15 protein-coding genes are annotated in these 17,390 nt (G+C 64.4%); 5 read left to right on the top strand and 10 right to left on the bottom strand.

Going from position 1 to position 17,390, the window contains the following annotated elements; genetic code table 11:
• The first annotated feature begins 9 nt into the window (after nucleotides 1-9).
• Nucleotides 10-1,122 carry a VTT domain-containing protein gene (locus OKW26_RS06845; RefSeq protein ID WP_184063363.1) on the top strand — a complete coding sequence of 371 codons (1,113 nt, stop codon included), beginning with the start codon at nucleotides 10-12 and terminating at the stop codon, nucleotides 1,120-1,122.
• A gap of 66 nt (nucleotides 1,123-1,188) precedes the next feature.
• On the opposite strand, the gene OKW26_RS06840 is transcribed toward OKW26_RS06845, so the two are convergent.
• Both OKW26_RS06840 and OKW26_RS06835 read right to left on the bottom strand, forming a co-directional pair.
• Complete coding sequence (locus OKW26_RS06840; RefSeq protein ID WP_429353077.1) at nucleotides 1,189-2,784, bottom strand: diguanylate cyclase; 1,596 nt, start codon at nucleotides 2,782-2,784, stop codon at nucleotides 1,189-1,191.
• Nucleotides 2,785-2,887: 103 nt separating this feature from the next.
• Entirely contained in the window at nucleotides 2,888-3,733 is an 846-nt protein-coding gene (locus OKW26_RS06835; RefSeq protein ID WP_429353076.1) for a CHAD domain-containing protein, read from the bottom strand.
• Between the two features lie 222 nt (nucleotides 3,734-3,955).
• Between OKW26_RS06835 and OKW26_RS06830 the strand changes: the two genes are divergently transcribed.
• The gene (locus tag OKW26_RS06830; protein WP_090807273.1) at nucleotides 3,956-4,549 is read left to right on the top strand and encodes a short chain dehydrogenase; all 594 of its coding nucleotides are present in this window, start codon (nucleotides 3,956-3,958) and stop codon (nucleotides 4,547-4,549) included.
• A 228-nt stretch (nucleotides 4,550-4,777) separates the two neighbouring features.
• Nucleotides 4,778-6,364, top strand: coding sequence for an inorganic phosphate transporter (locus OKW26_RS06825; RefSeq protein ID WP_429353075.1), 1,587 nt, complete (start codon nucleotides 4,778-4,780; stop codon nucleotides 6,362-6,364).
• A gap of 98 nt (nucleotides 6,365-6,462) precedes the next feature.
• Here the strand turns inward: OKW26_RS06825 and ppk2 are convergent, their stop codons facing one another.
• Nucleotides 6,463-7,389: a polyphosphate kinase 2 gene (gene ppk2 / locus OKW26_RS06820; protein ID WP_429353074.1), complete on the bottom strand. Its 927-nt coding sequence runs from the start codon at nucleotides 7,387-7,389 to the stop codon at nucleotides 6,463-6,465.
• Nucleotides 7,390-7,551: 162 nt separating this feature from the next.
• Nucleotides 7,552-7,950, bottom strand: coding sequence for a VOC family protein (locus OKW26_RS06815; protein ID WP_090807279.1), 399 nt, complete (start codon nucleotides 7,948-7,950; stop codon nucleotides 7,552-7,554).
• Between the two features lie 177 nt (nucleotides 7,951-8,127).
• Between OKW26_RS06815 and OKW26_RS06810 the strand changes: the two genes are divergently transcribed.
• The gene (locus OKW26_RS06810; RefSeq protein WP_429353073.1) at nucleotides 8,128-9,177 is read left to right on the top strand and encodes a S1C family serine protease; all 1,050 of its coding nucleotides are present in this window, start codon (nucleotides 8,128-8,130) and stop codon (nucleotides 9,175-9,177) included.
• A 208-nt stretch (nucleotides 9,178-9,385) separates the two neighbouring features.
• Nucleotides 9,386-10,540: a Fic family protein gene (locus OKW26_RS06805; protein WP_429353072.1), complete on the top strand. Its 1,155-nt coding sequence runs from the start codon at nucleotides 9,386-9,388 to the stop codon at nucleotides 10,538-10,540.
• A 40-nt stretch (nucleotides 10,541-10,580) separates the two neighbouring features.
• Here the strand turns inward: OKW26_RS06805 and ggt are convergent, their stop codons facing one another.
• The 6 genes from ggt to OKW26_RS06775 form a co-directional block, all read right to left on the bottom strand.
• Nucleotides 10,581-12,326, bottom strand: a complete 1,746-nt coding sequence (gene ggt, locus OKW26_RS06800; protein WP_429353071.1) for a gamma-glutamyltransferase — start codon at nucleotides 12,324-12,326, stop codon at nucleotides 10,581-10,583.
• 35 nt (nucleotides 12,327-12,361) lie between these two features.
• Nucleotides 12,362-13,765 (bottom strand): MFS transporter, encoded by a 1,404-nt coding sequence (locus OKW26_RS06795; RefSeq protein ID WP_429353070.1) that lies wholly within the window; start codon nucleotides 13,763-13,765, stop codon nucleotides 12,362-12,364.
• Nucleotides 13,766-13,904: 139 nt separating this feature from the next.
• Nucleotides 13,905-14,669 carry an NTP transferase domain-containing protein gene (locus OKW26_RS06790; protein WP_187614221.1) on the bottom strand — a complete coding sequence of 255 codons (765 nt, stop codon included), beginning with the start codon at nucleotides 14,667-14,669 and terminating at the stop codon, nucleotides 13,905-13,907.
• A gap of 28 nt (nucleotides 14,670-14,697) precedes the next feature.
• Nucleotides 14,698-15,774 carry a lysylphosphatidylglycerol synthase domain-containing protein gene (locus tag OKW26_RS06785; RefSeq protein WP_429353069.1) on the bottom strand — a complete coding sequence of 359 codons (1,077 nt, stop codon included), beginning with the start codon at nucleotides 15,772-15,774 and terminating at the stop codon, nucleotides 14,698-14,700.
• Complete coding sequence (locus tag OKW26_RS06780) at nucleotides 15,771-16,586, bottom strand: HalD/BesD family halogenase (protein WP_429353068.1); 816 nt, start codon at nucleotides 16,584-16,586, stop codon at nucleotides 15,771-15,773. Before OKW26_RS06780 ends, OKW26_RS06785 begins: the two co-directional genes overlap by 4 nt.
• Entirely contained in the window at nucleotides 16,583-17,284 is a 702-nt protein-coding gene (locus OKW26_RS06775) for a CDP-alcohol phosphatidyltransferase family protein (RefSeq protein WP_429353067.1), read from the bottom strand. Before OKW26_RS06775 ends, OKW26_RS06780 begins: the two co-directional genes overlap by 4 nt.
• Between the last annotated feature and the right edge of the window lie 106 nt (nucleotides 17,285-17,390).

The following is a 17,390-nucleotide window of genomic DNA, read 5'->3' as shown; positions in this document are numbered from 1 at the left end:
GCGCCTCAATTGGTCGAGTTTCCGTTGTCGGCGGTTTCAACCTGGGGCAGCGCTATCGTGTTCGTCAACGTCCTGCTGACGCGCCTCGGCGTACCGATTCCGGCCGTGCCGATGCTGCTGTTCGCGGGCTCGGCGATCGCTGCGGGCACCCTGGCGTTCTGGCCGACCCTCGGCGCGGCGGTGCTGGGCGCATTGATCGGCGACGGCACCTGGTTCGCGGCGGGCCGTCTGTATGGACGCAAACTGCTCGCGTGGCTCGGCCGCTTGTCGCCCGCCGTCGATACGAGGCTGGAAACCGCGCGCGCGCTATTCGAACGCTATGGCGTGCCGCTCGTGTCGATCTCTAAGTTCGTGCCCGGCCTCGGCCTGATTACGCCGCCGCTGATGGGTACGACCGCCGTCGACATCCGCATCTACGCACTATGGGATCTGGCGAGCGTGATCGCGTGGGCGACGTTCTGGCTGCTCGGCGGCGCGGCCGTGGAACGCGAGGTGCATATGCTGCGCGCGTTCGTCGAGCAGCGCGGCGGCACGATCGCCGACATTCTTCTTGCGGTGGCGCTCGTCTATCTGCTCTACCGGCTGTATCTGCGATATTACGAACGGCGCCGGTTCACGCGAGCCACGTCGGCCCAAGCCGAGCCGATGCTGGCCGCGCCGACGCAGGCCTCATCGGCGAGTGCCGCCGCGTCGAGCATGCCGTGGCGCTGGCGGTGCTCCGGCCGCCTGCGCCGCATGGCGCCGTCCCGCGTGCTCGATGCGCGGCCCGGCGCTCCGCTGCTCGATCTGCGACGCCAGATTCCCGATGCGCGCGCGCTCGATCCGCATTCGCCTGAACAGATCGACGGCGCGCTGCGCACGCACGACATGGTCATCTATTGCATCTGCCCGGACAGCGCGACCGCGCTCGAAGTCTCGCAACATATGCGCAGCAATGGCTACACGCGGATTCGCGCACTGCGCGGCGGGCTCGATGCATGGCAGCGGCGTGGCTTCCCGGTGGGCTTGCTGGCTTACGCGGATGGTTCGGCCGCCGATCGGCCGCGCTCGGCGTTGCGGGACGAAACACCAGCGGCGGTGACGTTGCGCGGCTTCGCGCCGCGCAGTGCGGAGCGCGCCTGAATTGCGCTGCGTCGCGACAATCTGGGCCGGGAAGGCGCTCACGCTCACGCGCACGAACACCTGGCGTTAAGGCGCCGCCCCCGTGCGCGAGACCCCCTGCGCCGCCGAATACTCGTCCCACTGCGCCGACCGGGTGCGATTGCGCCCTTCGTTCTTCGCCACATACAACTGTCCATCAGCGGCCGCCATCAGCTCGAGTCCGTTCGCGACATCCGTGGCGCTCGGCAGCGCCGTTGCGCAGCCGACGCTCACCGTCACCGCCTGCGGCGCATCGTGTCCGCGCACGATGACCTGGTTTTCCACCTTGCGACGAATCTGCTCCGCGACCGCGAACGCGCCCTGCGCGGTCGTATCCGGCAGCACCACCGCGAACTCTTCGCCGCCGTAGCGCGCGACCAGATCGGCCGAGCGCCGCACCACGGACGCGATGCAATCAGCCACCGCGACCAATACCTCGTCGCCGCTCTCATGGCCGTAGGTATCGTTGAAACGCTTGAAGTGATCGATATCGATGAACAGCACCGACAGCGGCTTGTTCTCGCGTCGCGCACGCTTCCATTCGTCGTCGAGCCGCTTGTCGAGCACGCGGCGATTGTTGAGCCCGGTCAGCGGATCGGTCGCGGCAAGACGCAGCAGCGCGGCCTGCGCGCGCTGTTTGTCGCGCAGCGCGAACGCGAGCAGCCACGACACGAGCACGAACACCGAGCCGAACGAGATGGTCAGCGCGGCGGCCACGTGGCTGCGACGCTGCCACGGCGCGAGCACGTCATCGACAGCGGGCGCGACGGCCACGATCAGCGGCGTGCCCGGTACGTGCGTGTAGGTGAAGATGCGACGCACACCGTCGACCCGCGAGACCGATACGTAGCTGCCGGAGTCGTGCACCGTCATCGGTGCGAAGGTCGGCGACTTGGCGACGCTGGTGCCGATAGCGCGCGCGTCGATCGGCTTGCGCGCGAGCAGCGTGCCGTCCGCCATCACGATGAAAACCGAGCCCTGCTCGCCGGTGTCGATCCGGTCCAGCAGGTGCTGGAAGTACTCGATGCGGATCGCGAGCAGCGCGATGCCGGCGAAGCGGCCTTGCGCATCGTCGATGCGCCGCGTCAGCGCGATCGACAGCTTGCCGCCACGCAGCCGCGACATGAACGGATGCGAGAAATACAGGCCCGCCGCCGGATTGCGCTGATGCACCTGAAAGTATTCGCGATCGTCGAGATGGACGGTGGTGTTGGCGTCGGCGTACTGCGCGGCGGCCACTTCACCGTCGGCGCCGACTATATACGCGCCGCCGAGAAACGCGGCGGTAGTCGCGCGATCGAACAGCATCGCCTGGCGCACCGGGACCGGCAGCGTCCAGGTGAGCGGATCGCCTGCGGCATCCACCATCGATTGCAGCGACAGACTATAAATTTCGACGTTGCGCGCGAGATCGGCGGAAATGATCGACACGAGGTTTTGCGACGTCTGGCGCGCATGATCGAGCATTTCGCGGCGGCCTTCGCCGACCTCCACCGCCGTCAGGATCGACATCGCCAACGCGACGAGCGTGCCGGCGATGCCGGCCACCCACGGGCGGTTGCCCACATAGCGGGTCATCCCGGCTCGAACGGCGCGCAACGTCAGGCGCAGCCGATGACGCAGCGAAAGCCCATGCGGTGCCACGCTCCTCGCCTCCTTCGCGGACTATTCTTTCGGGCCGCAGCGCGGTGCGCCGTGCATTTTGGGCTGCGGATCCTCCGCGCTAGCGAGGACCGAACGCGCTCTCTCAGCCCAGTAGCTCCGACGCCGCGCGCAAGCGGCGTTTGCGTTTCCTGTCGAGCCAACCCAACGCGGCTTCGATGTGGTCCGCGTCGGCAAACGATGCGGCATTGTCGCGCAACAGCGTTTCGCTCGCGACGGTATCGTTGAGCATGCCGAAGCGCTTCTGGATTTTTTTCAGGCGCTTGAGCGTGCGCTTATGGCTGGTTTTAAGCACCGGCCCGAAAAACTCGAACAGATAGCGCAGTTTCTTGCCCGCTTTTCTGACATCGTGAAAGGCTCCGTAATTCGAGCGTTTCGCATGGCGCGCGCGTTTGATGCGCTTTTTCAATGAGCGCTCCGACGCCCCTATGCGTCGAGCGGCAAATTTGCGCAGCGCAATAGCCGAATCGTGCGTGGCGTGCAGTTGCGCGGAAGTGGTGGCCAACGCATCGCGCAGCAGGTGTTTGACGTCGGCGTTCAACAACGTCTCGCGGCTGGTCGCCAGCGTGTCGCGGCGCGCCTGCTCGAGCTTCGGCATCAATGCTTGCGCGCCGCTGTCTTGCTGCCTGAGCAACGCGATCAGGATGTCCCAATCGCGCGTTTTACCCGCCGCGGTGGCGAGAAACTTGTAGACCGCGCGTTGCCGGGAATTTTCGCCCTTGTCGAGCAGCGGTGCGAAAGCCCACCATAACGAACGCAAACGCCGCAGTGAAACGCGCAGTTTGTGCAGCGCTTCGGGTGACGCCTCGCCATGCACCCCTTTGGCGAGCCGGATCGCCTCATCGACGAGCGGCGCGGCATAGGAAGTGAAGGCACGCTGTGCCGGTTCGTCCTCTACCGGCTCGTTGACTGTCTCGCTGTCTTGCTTCATCGACGCTCCCCGGAAACATGACCTTACTTCCAGCGTAGCAAAAATGATGCTCAGGAGGATCGCGGCGCGTGTCAGCCGACTCTTCCCTCACGCGTTGGCGCGTCGCACCGGCAGCGTCTATCCTCGACCGATAGGATCGCGCGTTGCACGGTTCGGCGAGTGCTCCGGCGACGATGCAGTGTGCAGTGCGGCAAATGCCGCAAACAGACCTTAGGAGGATGTATGCGAATTCTCGTTGTCGGTGCGACCGGCCTGCTCGGTTCGCACATCGTGAGGCTGCTCGCCACGGAACATGACGTGGTCGGCGCGAGCCGCAAAGGCTCCGAACTGCACGTCGACCTGTCGGACAAACGCAGCATCGAAGCGATGTATGCGCAAGCCGGCAGCTTCGACGCGATCATCTGCGCGGCCGGCTCGGCGAAATTCGCGCCGCTCGCGGCGCTTGGCGACGAAGACTTTTCTTTTAGTCTTGCCAATAAACTGATGGGGCAGGTCAATCTGGTGCGCTGCGGCGTGGACCATGTGTCGCAAGGCGGCTCGTTCACACTGACGAGCGGCGTGCTCGCGCAACAGCCGATGGAAGGCAGCGCCGCGGTCAGCATCGTCAATGCAGGTGTCGAAGCGTTCGCGCGCTCGGCCGCGCTCGAGTTGCGAGGCAAGGCCCGCGTCAATGTGGTGAGCCCGGGGTGGGTCGCCGAAACGCTCGAATCGATGGGCCGCGATCCGTCGCAAGGGGTACCGGCGGAAATCGTCGCGCAAGCTTATAAACGCACCCTCGGTGGCAGCGCAAGCGGCGAAGTAGTCAGCGCATCGTAAGCGCAACCGAAGCCCGCTCGCCGCTCGTGCTCTTGCTTAGTTCGGTTCGGACATCTTGCTATTCCCGTCCGCCAGCCCGCGTAGTATTTACCGGCGTGAGCGGCGTAGCATAGGGCGCGCCGCGCCTGCTTTTCCCGCACCCCCAATGCCGTCACGTAGTTGTCATCGTTGCGACACACAGCGAAAGCAGCATCAAGAACTCTGCGACCACTTTTTGGGGCTCACGTCATGCCGGAACTTTCGTATCCGCAACCAGGCGCCGCCAGCGGCAAAGGCCGTAACGCGGGCCTGGTTATTTTCGTTGCCCTGCTCATCGCGGGCGTCGTGTACTGCGGCGTTCATCTGATAGACGATCTGCAGCCCGTACGCGAAAGCTCGGTACTGCCGTATCTGCTGCTCGGTGTCGCGCTGCTGATCGCGCTCGGCTTCGAGTTCGTCAATGGCTTTCACGATACGGCCAACGCGGTCGCCACCGTCATCTACACCCACTCGCTGACGCCGAATATCGCGGTGGTCTGGTCCGGCACGTGGAATTTTCTGGGCGTGCTGACGTCGAGCGGAGCGGTCGCCTTCGGCGTGCTGCAACTGCTGCCCGTCGAGTTGATTCTGCAGGTTGGCAGCAGCGCCGGCTTCGCGATGGTATTCGCGCTGCTGATCGCCGCGATCATCTGGAATCTGGGCACGTGGTCTTTGGGCCTGCCGTCTTCGAGTTCGCACACGCTGATCGGCTCGATCATCGGCGTAGGTCTGATGAATCAGATGCTGCATGGTGCGAACGGCACCAGTGGCGTGGACTGGAATCAGGCGCTCGGCGTCGGCAAGTCGCTGCTGTTTTCGCCGATCGTGGGCTTTCTGCTTGCGGGCCTGCTGCTGCTGATCCTGAAGGCCGTCGTGCGCGTGCCCGCGCTGTATGCCGAGCCGAAGGGCAAGGAGCCGCCGCCGTTCTGGATTCGCTGTCTGCTGATTCTGACCTGCACGGGCGTGTCGTTCGCGCATGGCTCGAACGACGGCCAGAAAGGCATGGGGCTGATCATGCTGATCCTGATCGGTACCGTGCCCACCGCCTACGCGCTGAACAAGGCGGTCACGCCGGCGCAAACGCAGAACTTCGTCGCGGTCGCGCATCAAACCGCGGCGACGCTGTCGCGCTACACGCAGGGCGCGGCGCCTTCCGCGGATCCGCGCGCCGACGTCGAGGCCTTCGTGCGCACCCGTCAGCTGACGCCCGCCACGCTGCCGGCGCTGCAGCAGCTGACCGAGCAGATCGGTCGCCAGGTCGCCGAGTCGGGCTCGATGGCCGCGGTGCCGCAAGGCATCGTCGATAACGTGCGCAACAACATGTATGTCACCTCCGAGGCGATCCGTCTGATGCAGAAGGCCAATCAGCCGCAGTTCTCGCCCGAAGACGCGAAGGTCATCGCCAACTTCAGAACGCAGATCGACCACGCGACCAAGTTCATTCCGCCGTGGGTCAAGGTGGCGGTCGCGATCGCGCTGGGTCTCGGCACGATGGTCGGCTGGAAGCGCATCGTCGTTACGGTGGGCGAGAAGATCGGCAAACAGCATCTGACGTACGGCCAGGGCGCGTCGGCTGAACTCGTCGCGATGATCACGATCGGTGCCGCCGACGTCTACGGTCTGCCGGTGTCGACGACCCATGTGCTCTCTTCCGGCGTGGCCGGCACGATGGCGGCCAACGGCTCGGGTCTGCAATGGGCCACGGTGCGCAGTCTGATCCTCGCATGGGTGCTGACGTTGCCCGCGTCGATCGCGCTCGCGGGCGGGCTGTTCTGGGCGTTCCGTTCGGTGTTCTGAGTTCGCCGATCTGGCGGGGCGAAGCACGAAGAAAAGCGCGGTACGCTGATATACGTACCGCGCTTTTTCGTTGGCCGGCTATTTCATACGATCCGCTGTTAATACAGCTCAGGCACGATCATCGACTGAGGCACCGGCTGACGGCTATAGTCTTCGTGATAGACACGCGACGGCAAGTCGATCTGCGGATGCTCGATCTCGTGATACGGCACCTGGCTCAGCAGATGCTGAATGCAGTTCAGGCGCGCGCGTTTCTTGTCGACGGCCTGCACGACCCACCACGGCGCCTCGGGGATATGCGAGCGCTGCAGCATCACCTCCTTCGCCAGCGTATAGGCTTCCCAGCGGCGCCGGCTTTCGAGATCCATCGGACTCAGCTTCCACTGCTTGAGCGGATCGTGAATGCGGTTCTGGAAGCGGATTTCCTGCTCTTCGTCGGTGATCGAAAACCAGTACTTGAGGATCTGCACGCCGCTGCGCGCCAGCATCTTTTCGAACTCCGGCACCGAGCGGAAAAACTCTTCGTATTCCTCGTCGGTGCAGAAGTTCATCACGCGCTCGACGCCCGCGCGGTTGTACCAGCTGCGATCGAATAGCACCATCTCGCCGCCCGCCGGCAGGTGCGATACATAGCGCTGGAAATACCATTGCGTGCGCTCGCGATTGTTCGGCGCGGGCAATGCGGCCACGCGGCACACGCGCGGATTGAGGCGCTGTGTGATGCGCTTGATCGCGCCGCCCTTGCCGGCCGCGTCGCGCCCCTCGAAGATCACGACGAGCCGGTGCCCGGTCGCGACGATCCAGTCCTGCAGCTTGACCAGTTCTCCCTGCAGCCGGAACAGTTCGCGGAAGTACTGCTTGCGCGCCTCGCGATGCTCGGGCGTCAAGCCGTCCGGGCCGTCGATGATGCGGTCGTCGACCTCCATTTCGAGTTCTTCGTCGTAGGCATCGATGAGGTCTTCCTCGAAACGGCGTTGCCGCTCCGCCATCAGTTCGATATCGGGTCTCGGGTCCGGCTCTTTCATTGCGGCTCTCCTCGCAACAGGAATGGGATGGCGCGCGGCGGCTAGCGCGACGCGGTCGCGTTCGATTATCGAAGCGCGAGGTGTCAGCCGTGTTACCGCGTGGGCGGCCGCTGCATATGCGTGATAACCCCATGATAGCGAGTTTTGCCCCGACTTCCGCCGCTAGGGCAGTGGCCGCGCGAAGCTCAGTTCGTGGCCGTCCGGATCGGTGATATGAAAATAGCGCTCGCCCCACGGCGCATCCGACGGCGCGAACGTCGGCTGCAAGCCTGCCGCCACCGCCCTGGCATGGAACGCGTCGACGTCCGACACGTAGATGATCACGCGCCCCCACCAGTTGACCGGCGCGCGCGCATCAGCGATCAGGTTCAAATACGAACTGCCGAACGCGAACGACGTGAAGGCCTCGCGCGGACCGCCGAACTTGATCGGGAAGCCGAGCGCTTCGTAGAACGCGACGGCGCGCTGCATGTCGCTGGTGGCGAGCGTGATCGCACAGAGCGACTCGATGCGTGGACCCGGCTGCGGGGATTGCGGCGCTGAAGCGTTAGATGCGGACATGAACAGGGTCTCCGTGGCGCGAGCGAGCGGCGAACGACGGCCCGCCCGGGAAAGTGTCTCACGGGCAGTGGCCACCGGTCTGGCGGCGCGGCCGGGACGCCGCCGACGCCCCCGCGATGCACTTGAAAACTCGCGCACCGTCCCGCATCTCGGAGCCCGTCTATCCGGAGCATCGTTATGGGAAGCCGCCCACGCTTCATCGATGACCTGTCGAGCGCCGCATCCGACGCCCCCGGGCCCCAGTCCACCGACCTTTTGACCCACGACGACGACGCGCTGCTCGACGCCTACTCCCGCACCGTGATCGGTGCACTGGAGCGCGTGCAGCAGGCGGTCGCGTTTATCGCCGTCGAACGCCGGCTGCCCGGCGAAGCGTCCGCGCATGGGCGCGGCGCGCGCGGCGGCACCGGCTCGGGCTTCCTGTTCACGCCCGACGGCTACCTGCTGACCAATAGCCACGTCGTGCATGGCGCGACGCATATCCAGGTGACGCTGGCCGACGGCGCGAAGTTCGACGCCGATCTGGTCGGCGACGATCCCGGCAGCGATCTCGCGGTGCTGCGCATCGGTTCGCCGGAACCGCTGCCGCATGTCGAACTCGGCGAATCATCAAAGCTGCGCGTCGGGCAGATCGCCATTGCGGTCGGCAACCCGCTCGGGCTGCAACAGACCGTGACGACCGGCGTCGTTTCGGCGCTCGGCCGGTCGCTGCGCTCGAACTCCGGCCGCATGATCTACGACGTGATCCAGACCGACGCGGCATTGAATCCGGGCAACTCGGGCGGACCGCTGATCAATTCGGCGGGTCAGGTGATCGGCGTGAATACCGCGATCATTCCTGGCGCACAGGCCATCTGTTTTGCGACGGCGATCGATACCGCGAAGTGGGTCATCATGCAGATCTTCGCGCACGGTCGCGTGCGACGCGCGTATATCGGCGTGGCCGGCACGACGACGCCGCTGTCGCGCCGCGTGCAGCGCTACTTCGGGCTCGGCACGCAAAGCGGCGTGCGCGTGATGGAGATCGTCAAAGGCAGTCCGGCGGCGCTCGGCGGCTTGCGCACCGACGACACGATGGTCGCGATCGACGCGCAGCCGGTGCAGGATGTGGATGCACTGCAACGCACGCTCGATGCTTCGCGTATCGACAAGCCGGTCAACGTGACGGTGTTGCGCGGCGCGCAGCGGGTGGAGTTGACGGTGACGCCGGTGGAGCAGGCAGGGTGATGGGGGGATTGCCGGGGGACTGCGGGGTGGACAGTCAGGCGCCACCCTACCGCAAACCCTACATTAGACTCTACAAGAAATAATTAAAATCCTTATAAATCAATTTATTGAACGATATAATCAACAACATCTAACTCTACATTAAACCCTACAATCCGCGATGACGACCGTCGTATCGTTCGAACCCTTGTTTCCTGAGGACCGTGTATTGGATCCGCTGATCGAGCGCACGACCGAACTCGTCGACTCATCGCAAAAGCTCCTTGCCGTAAGCGGGACGCCATTTGCCGCGGCGCTCGTCCCGCAATTGCGTGCGATGAATTCGTACTACACAAATAAGATCGAAGGCCAGCACACCACGCCCGCCAGGATCGAGGCCGCTCTCAAGCGCGACTATTCAGCTGACGTCGCCGAGCGCAAAAAGCAGCGCCTTGCGATGGCGCATATTGCAACGGAATCCTCGCTCGAAGAAGAGTGGGATTTGCTTGCGACGCCCGCCCTGTTCGAGCCCGCACGACTTACGGCCATTCATGAGCGATTTTTTTCCTATTTGCCGGTCGCTGAGAGATTTACCAGCGAGGGCGAACCAATCGTGCCGGGCGAACTTCGCAGATCGGACGTCACCGTGGGCCGGCATCTCGCGCCAGAACCTGAAATGATCGCGCCATTGCTCGATGCATGGGCCAAGCGATATGCGCGCCTACGGATCAAGGACCATCAGTTGATCGGCATCGCCTGCTCGCATCATCGGTTGGCATGGACTCACCCGTTCGCAGACGGCAATGGCCGGGTGGCACGTCTGCATTCACATCTCGCTTTACGATCGGCCGACTTGACGCATGGCCTATGGTCTCCGCTTCGCGGTCTCGCACGCGAACATGAGCTGTACTACGCAAGATTGAGCGAAGCCGACCAGACCCGCCGCAATGACCTCGATGGCCGAGGCAATCTATCCCAGGAAGGCCTGGTGCGTTTCGCGCGGTTCTTTCTCGATTGCTGCCTGGACCAGGTAAGCTTTATGGTTCGCATGACCGAGTTCGATGGCATTGCAGATCGCCTGCTCGATCTATTGCGCTACCTCGATTCGAATCCGTGGATGATCGGCTCCGAAAAATCGGTGATCAAACCGGAGGCCTCGGCACTGGCGATGGAGTTTGTGGCGACGCGGCGTGCAGTCAGCCGCGCCGAATTCAATCAGATACTTGGCGTTACTGATGTTCTGGCTCGCCGGATTACGCGCTCTCTACTTGATATTGGACTGCTCGACTCGCCTTCCCATCGCGGCAATCTCTCGTTCGGTCTCCCATTGAAGAGTCTTCGATTTCTATTCCCGAGACTATGGCCCGAAGTCGATCAGGACTAGGCTGATCGTCGAAGAGAATGGCTGCAACCGACTCTCCTCCCTACCGAACCACCCGCGTCACCCCTCGCCCACGCGGATCGGCCGCCGCCTCCGGCTCGTCCCCATCGATCCTGATCACCTGAACATCGCCGGTGAATTGCTGCCCTTCCAGCTTGTAGCCCTTCGCCTCGAGCTGCTGGGCGAGTTCGCCCTCGATCGGCTTGTACGGCTCCGAATAGATCGTATTCGGCGGCAATAGCTGGTGATGGAAACGCATCGCGGCGAGCGCATCCGGCAACGGCATGTCGAAGTCGTAGATGTCGGTGATCACCTGGAAGATCGTCGTGAAGATGCGCGATCCGCCCGGCGTGCCGATCACGAGCGCGACCTTGCCGTCCTTCGTCAGAATCGTCGGCGCCATCGACGACAACGGGCGCTTCTTCGGCTCGATCGCATTCACGTCGCTGCCGACCACATCGAACATGTTGGCGGCGCCCGGCTTCGCGGAGAAGTCGTCCATCTCGTCGTTCAGCGCGATGCCTGCCCGATCCACCACGACGCCCGAGCCGAACGCGCCGTTCAGCGTGTACGTGTTCGACACCGCGTTGCCCCATTTGTCGACCACCGAAAAATGCGTGGTCTCCGCCTTCTCCGGCATCGAGGTCCCGAGCCCCGGCTGAATGCTCTTCGTGTCCGACGGTGCATTCGGATCGACCTCGGCCGCGCGCTTGGCCAGATACGGGTCGTCGATCAGTTGCGCGACCGGCACCTTGTAGAAATCCGGGTCGCCGAGATACTGCGCGCGGTCCGCGAACACGCGCTTCTCGAGCTCCGCGATCAGATGCACGTATTGCACGGAATTGAGCGGCACGTTCTTGAACTCGGGCGCGATATCGGCCTTCATCTTCAGCAGTTGCACGAGCCCGACGCCGCCCGAACTCGGCGGCGGCGCGGTGATCACGCGGTAGCCGTTCCAGTTCGCCTGCACCGGCTCGCGCCAAACCGCCTTGTACTGCGCGAGATCGGCCTTCGTAATCAGGCCGTGGCCGCGCATTGAAGCGGCGATCAGATCCGCAGTCTTGCCCGTGTAGAAATCTTTCGCGCCCTGATCGGAAATACGCTGCAGGACCGCGGCAAGGTCAGGCTGCCTGAAGGTGACGCCCTGCTTCAGATTGCCGAAGTAGGTGTCGAAATTGGTCCTGCCCGCGAAGTTCTTCGCCGCATCGTCGCGCAGCTTCTGCAGTTGCGGGGCGACCACGAAGCCGTCGCGCGCATAGTGAATAGCCGGCGCGAGCACCTGCTGCCATTTCAGCTTGCCGAAACGGCGCTGCGCTTGCCACATGCCGTCGACGGTGCCCGGCACGCCCACCGCGCGATAGCCGACCAGGCTCATGCCTTTGATGATCTCGCCCTTGTCGTCGAGATACATGTTCTTCGTCGCGGCGAGCGGCGCGCGCTCGCGATAGTCGAGGAAATACGGCTTGTTGTCGACGTACAGCGTCATGAACCCGCCCCCGCCGATGTTGCCCGCATCCGGGAACGTGACCGCGAGGGTGAAGGCGATCGCGGCGGCCGCATCGACCGCATTGCCACCTTCGTTGAAGATCTGCTCGGCGGCATCGGCGCTGTATGAGTCCGGCACCGCAATCGCCGAACCGGCAAGCACGGCCGGTTGCGTCTTCGCGGGCGCTTTCGCGACAGCAGGCGCCGCCTCGAGAAACCCGGTTGAAACGCAGAGGATTGCGATCAGGGCAAGACCGCTGATCGAAGCACTGGTTGAAGCTTTGACGTTGCGAAACAACTTCATGACCTCCTCATCGACGACGACATCCGCATGATGGCTTACGCGCGCCCGCGACGGCCGCGCGAGATCTCATCGCCCGCGTCTCGCGGCAGCCGCCGCGTAATCGGAATCGACAGGCACGAGAACAGACCGACGACGAGAAACGCCGGCCAGAAATCGGAGAACACGATGTTCGGATGCCCTTGCACACGATGCGAAATCTGCAGCACGATGCCCGAGATCGTCACGCCGAGGCCGAGCGACATCTGCTGGATGACGCTCGCGACACTCGTCGCGCGGCCGACGTCGCTGCCCGGAATATCGGCATAGGCCAGCGTATTGAGCGACGTGAATTGCAGAGACGGAAAGAAGCCGCCCACCAGCACGATGCACCAGATCACCCAATGCGGCGTGCCGGGAAAGAACAACCCGTACACGGCGATCGCGAGACCCGCGCACGCGGCGTTGACCATCAGCACGGTACGAAAGCCGAAGCGTTCGAGAATGCGCGACGCCACCGTCTTCATGAAGATCGAACCGAACGCGGACGCGCACGTGATCGCGCCGGCTCTAAACGCGGTCATGCCGAGCCCTTCCTGCAACGCGAGCGGCAACAGGAACGGCACGGCGCCAAGACCGATCCGAAACAGCGAACCGCCGATCACGCTCGCATGAAAACTTGGAATGCGCAGCAAACGCAGATCGAGCACCGGCAGCGCGACGCGGCTCGCATACAGCACATAAAGCAGCAGCAACACGATGCCGGTCACGCACATGCCGACCGATAGTCCCGTCGACACCAGTTCGCCGCCGACCAGCGAGAGCCCGAGCATGAACAGCGAAGCCCCGCTAGCCGACAGCACGAAGCCGAGCCAGTCGAGCCGGCCCGGATGCGGCTCGCGCGTATTGGCGATGTACTTGTTGGTGAGCCAGATGCCGAGCAGGCCGATCGGCACGTTGATCACGAAGATCAGACGCCAGTGCAGATAGGTGGTGATAAAGCCGCCGAGCGGCGGCCCGACCACCGGACCGAGCAACGCCGGCACCGTCAGATAGTTCATCGCGCGAATGAACTCCGACTTCGGCAGCGACCGGAAGATGATGATGCGGCCCACCGGCACCATCAGCGCGCCGCCGATGCCCTGCACGAAGCGCGCGAGCACGAAGGTATCGAGCGAAGTGGAGGCCGCGCACAGCAGCGAGCCCGCCATGAAGATGCCGATCGCGGTGCGGAACACGGTGCGCGAACCGAAGCGGTCGGCGACCCAGCCGCAGATCGGGATAAAGACGCCAAGGCCGATCACATACGCGGTGACCGCAAGCTTCAGCGTGATCGGATCATGACCGAGGTCGCGTGCCAGAACCGGCAGCGACGTCACGATGACCGTGCCGTCCACGTTTTCCATGAACATCGCGCACGCGACGATCAGCGGAACGATGAAAGCGCCTAAAGCGAGCAGCATTGTCATGGCGACGGGCGGCCAGCCATCAATGGAAAGCGTCGATTATGGCATCGCGGCGACAACAAATGTTGTCGCGCGAGGGGATTTTGCCGTGTGCCATCGCGCGCTGCCGTGCATCTTCGCGCGCGGCACGGACGCCTCAGCGCGATGCGCTGACGAGCGGCTGCAACTGCGGCAGGATCTCGTTGGCGGCGCGCGCGACGTCGTTCGGAAAGTCGATCTCGATCCACGGCGCGCCGCTCACGTCGGCCGTGTCGAACAGCTGGCTGCGCTCGAGCAGCAGGTCGCGCACCGCCTCTTCGTGCGGCATGTTCGCGCGGCCGCTGTCGATATAGCCCGCGACGATCTGCGTGAAGCGTCGCGCGGTTTCCTCGCGGAAGCGGAAGAAGCCGACCGACTCGCCGATCGTGTCGTACTCCAGATTGACCGCGAGCTGCTTGCGCAACTCGACCGGCACGCCGTCCTTCAGGCACAGCTTGACGGGCTCGTCGCCCGCTTCGAAATCGCGGTCGATCAGCAGACGGTTGACCGACTCGCCCGCCACCAGCGCGCTCAGGATGCGCTCGTCGTACAGCACGTCGGCGTCCATCAGCAGCACGTCGCCGCCGCGCGTCAACGCGTCGGCAACGGTATGCACGGTCAGCACGCTGCCAAGATCGAAGCGCGGATTGAGCACGGTCTCGACCTTGTGCGGCCAGTCGATGCGCGCGAGTTCCGCCTGCACGGATTCCGGCTGGAAACCGAGCGCCAGCACGACGTCGGTCACGCCAGCGGTTTTGAGCATCTGCAGATGCCGTTCGAGCAGGCTCATGCCGTCGAACTGCAACAGGCATTTCGGAAACTGGGCTTGCGGCGGCTGCTGGAGACGCAGGCCGAGGCCCGCTGCGAGAATGATTGCGCGCATGCGCGGTCCTTTGAAAAAAGTACGGAGGTCAATCGGCAACCGGCACACGCCGTGGAGCGCGCCGCCGTTGCCAGCTTCGTTCGCTGAAGTGCAATACAAGCAGGCCCGGCAGGCCCAGCAGGAGTTCACGCGCACGCTTGGCGAGCGACAACGCCAGCGCCGCGTCGGGCGGCAAACCCACCAGCGGCGCGAGCAGCAGATAGCCGCCCTCCTGCACGCCGAGCGAGCCCGGGATCATGAAGGCCGCGCCGCGAATCGCCTGGCCGATGCTTTCCAGCAGCAGCGCGTCGATCCAGCCGACCGGATGACCGAGAAAACGCAGCGCGAGCCATACCTCGGCCGTGCCGACGACCCATCCCACGAGGCTCAGCGCAAAGCTCGCCGCCACGCGGCCGCGCTCGCGGTACAGCGACTGCACGGCGGCATCGACGGCTTCCGCGCGCGTCATCAGCGACGACCAGTCGCGCTTGCCGAACACCTTCGACACCACGCTCAGCAGCCGGCCGAACAGACCGCGCCGCTGCGCGAAGTAGAACGCGGCGATCAGCGCGCCGAGCACGCCGGTCGCAATCAGCGTTGCGGTGCGCAGGTCGTGCAGCGTGCCGTGCGCGGCGTACGCGCCGAACATCGCGAGGCCACCGAGCGCGAACACGATTTGCGCGAGCGCCTGCCAGGTCGTGCTGACGGTGATCGCGGCGGCCGCGTCGCGCAGCAGCATGCCGTGCTGCGACAGTTGACGCACCATCACCACCGGGCCGCCGATCTGCCCAGCGGGCAGCAGGCTATTCACCGACTCGCCGATCCAGCGCGCGGACAACGCATCGCGCAGCGAGGGTTCGGCTCGCGCAGCGCTCGTCGCGCCGCTGGTTGCACCGCTTGCCGGACCTTCATGCGCACCGTCACGCGAAGGTTGATCGCGCCTGAACAGCACGGCGATCGCAGCCGCATCGAGCACGAGCGGCACCACGTGGAACGCGGCGACGACCGCGAGGCCCCAGCCGGCTGCGAGCAAGGTCGACGCCACCGAGCCGAAGCCCTGCCAGGCGAGCAGGCCGACGAACAGCGCCGAGCCGATCGACAGCAGAAGCAGGGCCGCCCGACTCACGCGGCGTCCTTGCCGCGCGAGGCCATCTGACGGAACACCTGGCGGAAACCGAAGTACGCGATCGCGTCCTTCATGTTGGAAACGAAGCGGCGCCACGGCCGCATGTTGGGATCGGTGACGTATTCGAACGTCAGCGACACACGCATCTCGTTCGGCCCGGCCGGCGTGATGCGATGACGCAGCTTGTCGCCATCGAAAAACACGAGGCCGCCCGGCGGAATCTGCACCGAGCCCGGCTGGTCGGGCACCTCCGGATTGCGCGTATGCAGTTCGTAGTCGAGCCGGCACGACGATTCGTCGATCACGCCGAGCAGCAGCGTGTAGCGGCGTCCCTCGTAATACGAAGTATCGTAGTGCCAGCCGATATGGTCGCCGGGGCGCGTGTAGTAGTAGAGCGCGTATGCGTGCGGATCGTCGGCGGGCGACACCTGCAACTGGTCGCCGCTAAGCTGCTCGAGCCAGCCGATCAACTCCTTCGAGCGATACAGCTCGGCGACGAACGGCGCGAGACGGTCGATCGTATGGCGGCTGACACTGCCGCCCTGCTTGTGACCCGGCAGATAGTTGCGGTTCACTTCGTCGAGCAGCGCGCGCGCGCTGTGTACCAGCTGCGCGGTCACTTCCGGGGCGAGGAAATCGTCCAGATACAGAAACGCGTCCTGCGCGGCGAAGTCTTTACGCAGACGCGCGTTGTCGAACGTGCGGGTACGGCTCGCGACCGCGCGGTCGGCATCGGGCGCGGGCGTGAGCGCCGCCACGGGCGTGCCTGACGACACGGGCGCGATAACCTCGTCTTCGGCGTGCAGATTCATTTGCTGGCCCACTGTTGACGGGATTCAGACGCGCTGGCAGCCTTGGCCGTCGGGCGAGCGCTACGGCGCGCGACGCGCCAGTAGTCGATCACCACCCATGCGGCGAACAGCGGCGCGCCGATCGACGCGATCACCACGAACGGCGCGACGACATTCGTCAGCGTGACGATGGGCAGCAGGTACAGCACGTCCTCGGTTTCGAAGCCCCCCATCGACGCCTGCTTCGTGCCGGCCTTGCCGACCATTTCCTCGATCCGCATGCGCAAAAAGAAGATCAGGGCGACCGCGACACCAGCCACCGCGCCGAGCACGCCGGGCGCGAGCTTCAAAGCGTCGATCTGCGCGCCGCCGACACCGATACCCATGCCGACGAACAGCATCACGGTCACGAGCGCATCACAGGCGAGATCGTAAAAATGACCGATGCGGCTCGACTTGCCGCCCACTCGCGCGAGTTCGCCGTCCGTGTGATCGACGAAATTCGACAGGACGATCAGCAGTGCGCCCGCATTGGCCCACGCGAATCCCCCGTGCGCAAGGCACAGCGCGCCTGCGACGCCGATCAGCAGACGCAGCGTGGTCAAATGGTTCGGGGTGACCCAGGTATCGACTAGCGGTGTCACGAGCCGGCGGGCGAGCCGGGCGTCCCACGTACGTGGCGGCGGAACGTTGATTGGAGGTCGGGGTTGCGAAGTCATAGGGCGGAAATATATACGGGATTCTGAAAGCTTGCTGTTATGCCGTACGTTGCTCTGCAATTTGCAGATACCGTTCGTGTGTCCGTCACAAAGCGGAATTCACCGA

Origin of the sequence: Paraburkholderia sp. 32 (genome assembly GCF_050435345.1) — a bacterium.
GTDB classification, from domain to species: domain Bacteria; phylum Pseudomonadota; class Gammaproteobacteria; order Burkholderiales; family Burkholderiaceae; genus Paraburkholderia; species Paraburkholderia tuberum.
Note: the sequence above shows the minus strand (reverse complement) of the source record. Positions and strands in the feature narration are given on the sequence as shown.

Bases quoted from the DNA above. Each gene is read 5' to 3' on its own strand.
- OKW26_RS06835 (WP_429353076.1), bottom strand. From the start codon at position 3,733: ATGAAGCAAGACAGCGAGACAGTCAACGAGCCGGTAGAGGACGAACCG.
- OKW26_RS06830 (WP_090807273.1), top strand. From the start codon at position 3,956: ATGCGAATTCTCGTTGTCGGTGCGACCGGCCTGCTCGGTTCGCACATC.
- OKW26_RS06825 (WP_429353075.1), top strand. From the start codon at position 4,778: ATGCCGGAACTTTCGTATCCGCAACCAGGCGCCGCCAGCGGCAAAGGC.
- ppk2 (WP_429353074.1), bottom strand. From the start codon at position 7,389: ATGAAAGAGCCGGACCCGAGACCCGATATCGAACTGATGGCGGAGCGG.
- OKW26_RS06815 (WP_090807279.1), bottom strand. From the start codon at position 7,950: ATGTCCGCATCTAACGCTTCAGCGCCGCAATCCCCGCAGCCGGGTCCA.
- OKW26_RS06810 (WP_429353073.1), top strand. From the start codon at position 8,128: ATGGGAAGCCGCCCACGCTTCATCGATGACCTGTCGAGCGCCGCATCC.
- ggt (WP_429353071.1), bottom strand. From the start codon at position 12,326: ATGAAGTTGTTTCGCAACGTCAAAGCTTCAACCAGTGCTTCGATCAGC.
- OKW26_RS06795 (WP_429353070.1), bottom strand. From the start codon at position 13,765: ATGCTGCTCGCTTTAGGCGCTTTCATCGTTCCGCTGATCGTCGCGTGC.
- OKW26_RS06790 (WP_187614221.1), bottom strand. From the start codon at position 14,669: ATGCGCGCAATCATTCTCGCAGCGGGCCTCGGCCTGCGTCTCCAGCAG.
- OKW26_RS06780 (WP_429353068.1), bottom strand. From the start codon at position 16,586: ATGAATCTGCACGCCGAAGACGAGGTTATCGCGCCCGTGTCGTCAGGC.
- OKW26_RS06775 (WP_429353067.1), bottom strand. From the start codon at position 17,284: ATGACTTCGCAACCCCGACCTCCAATCAACGTTCCGCCGCCACGTACG.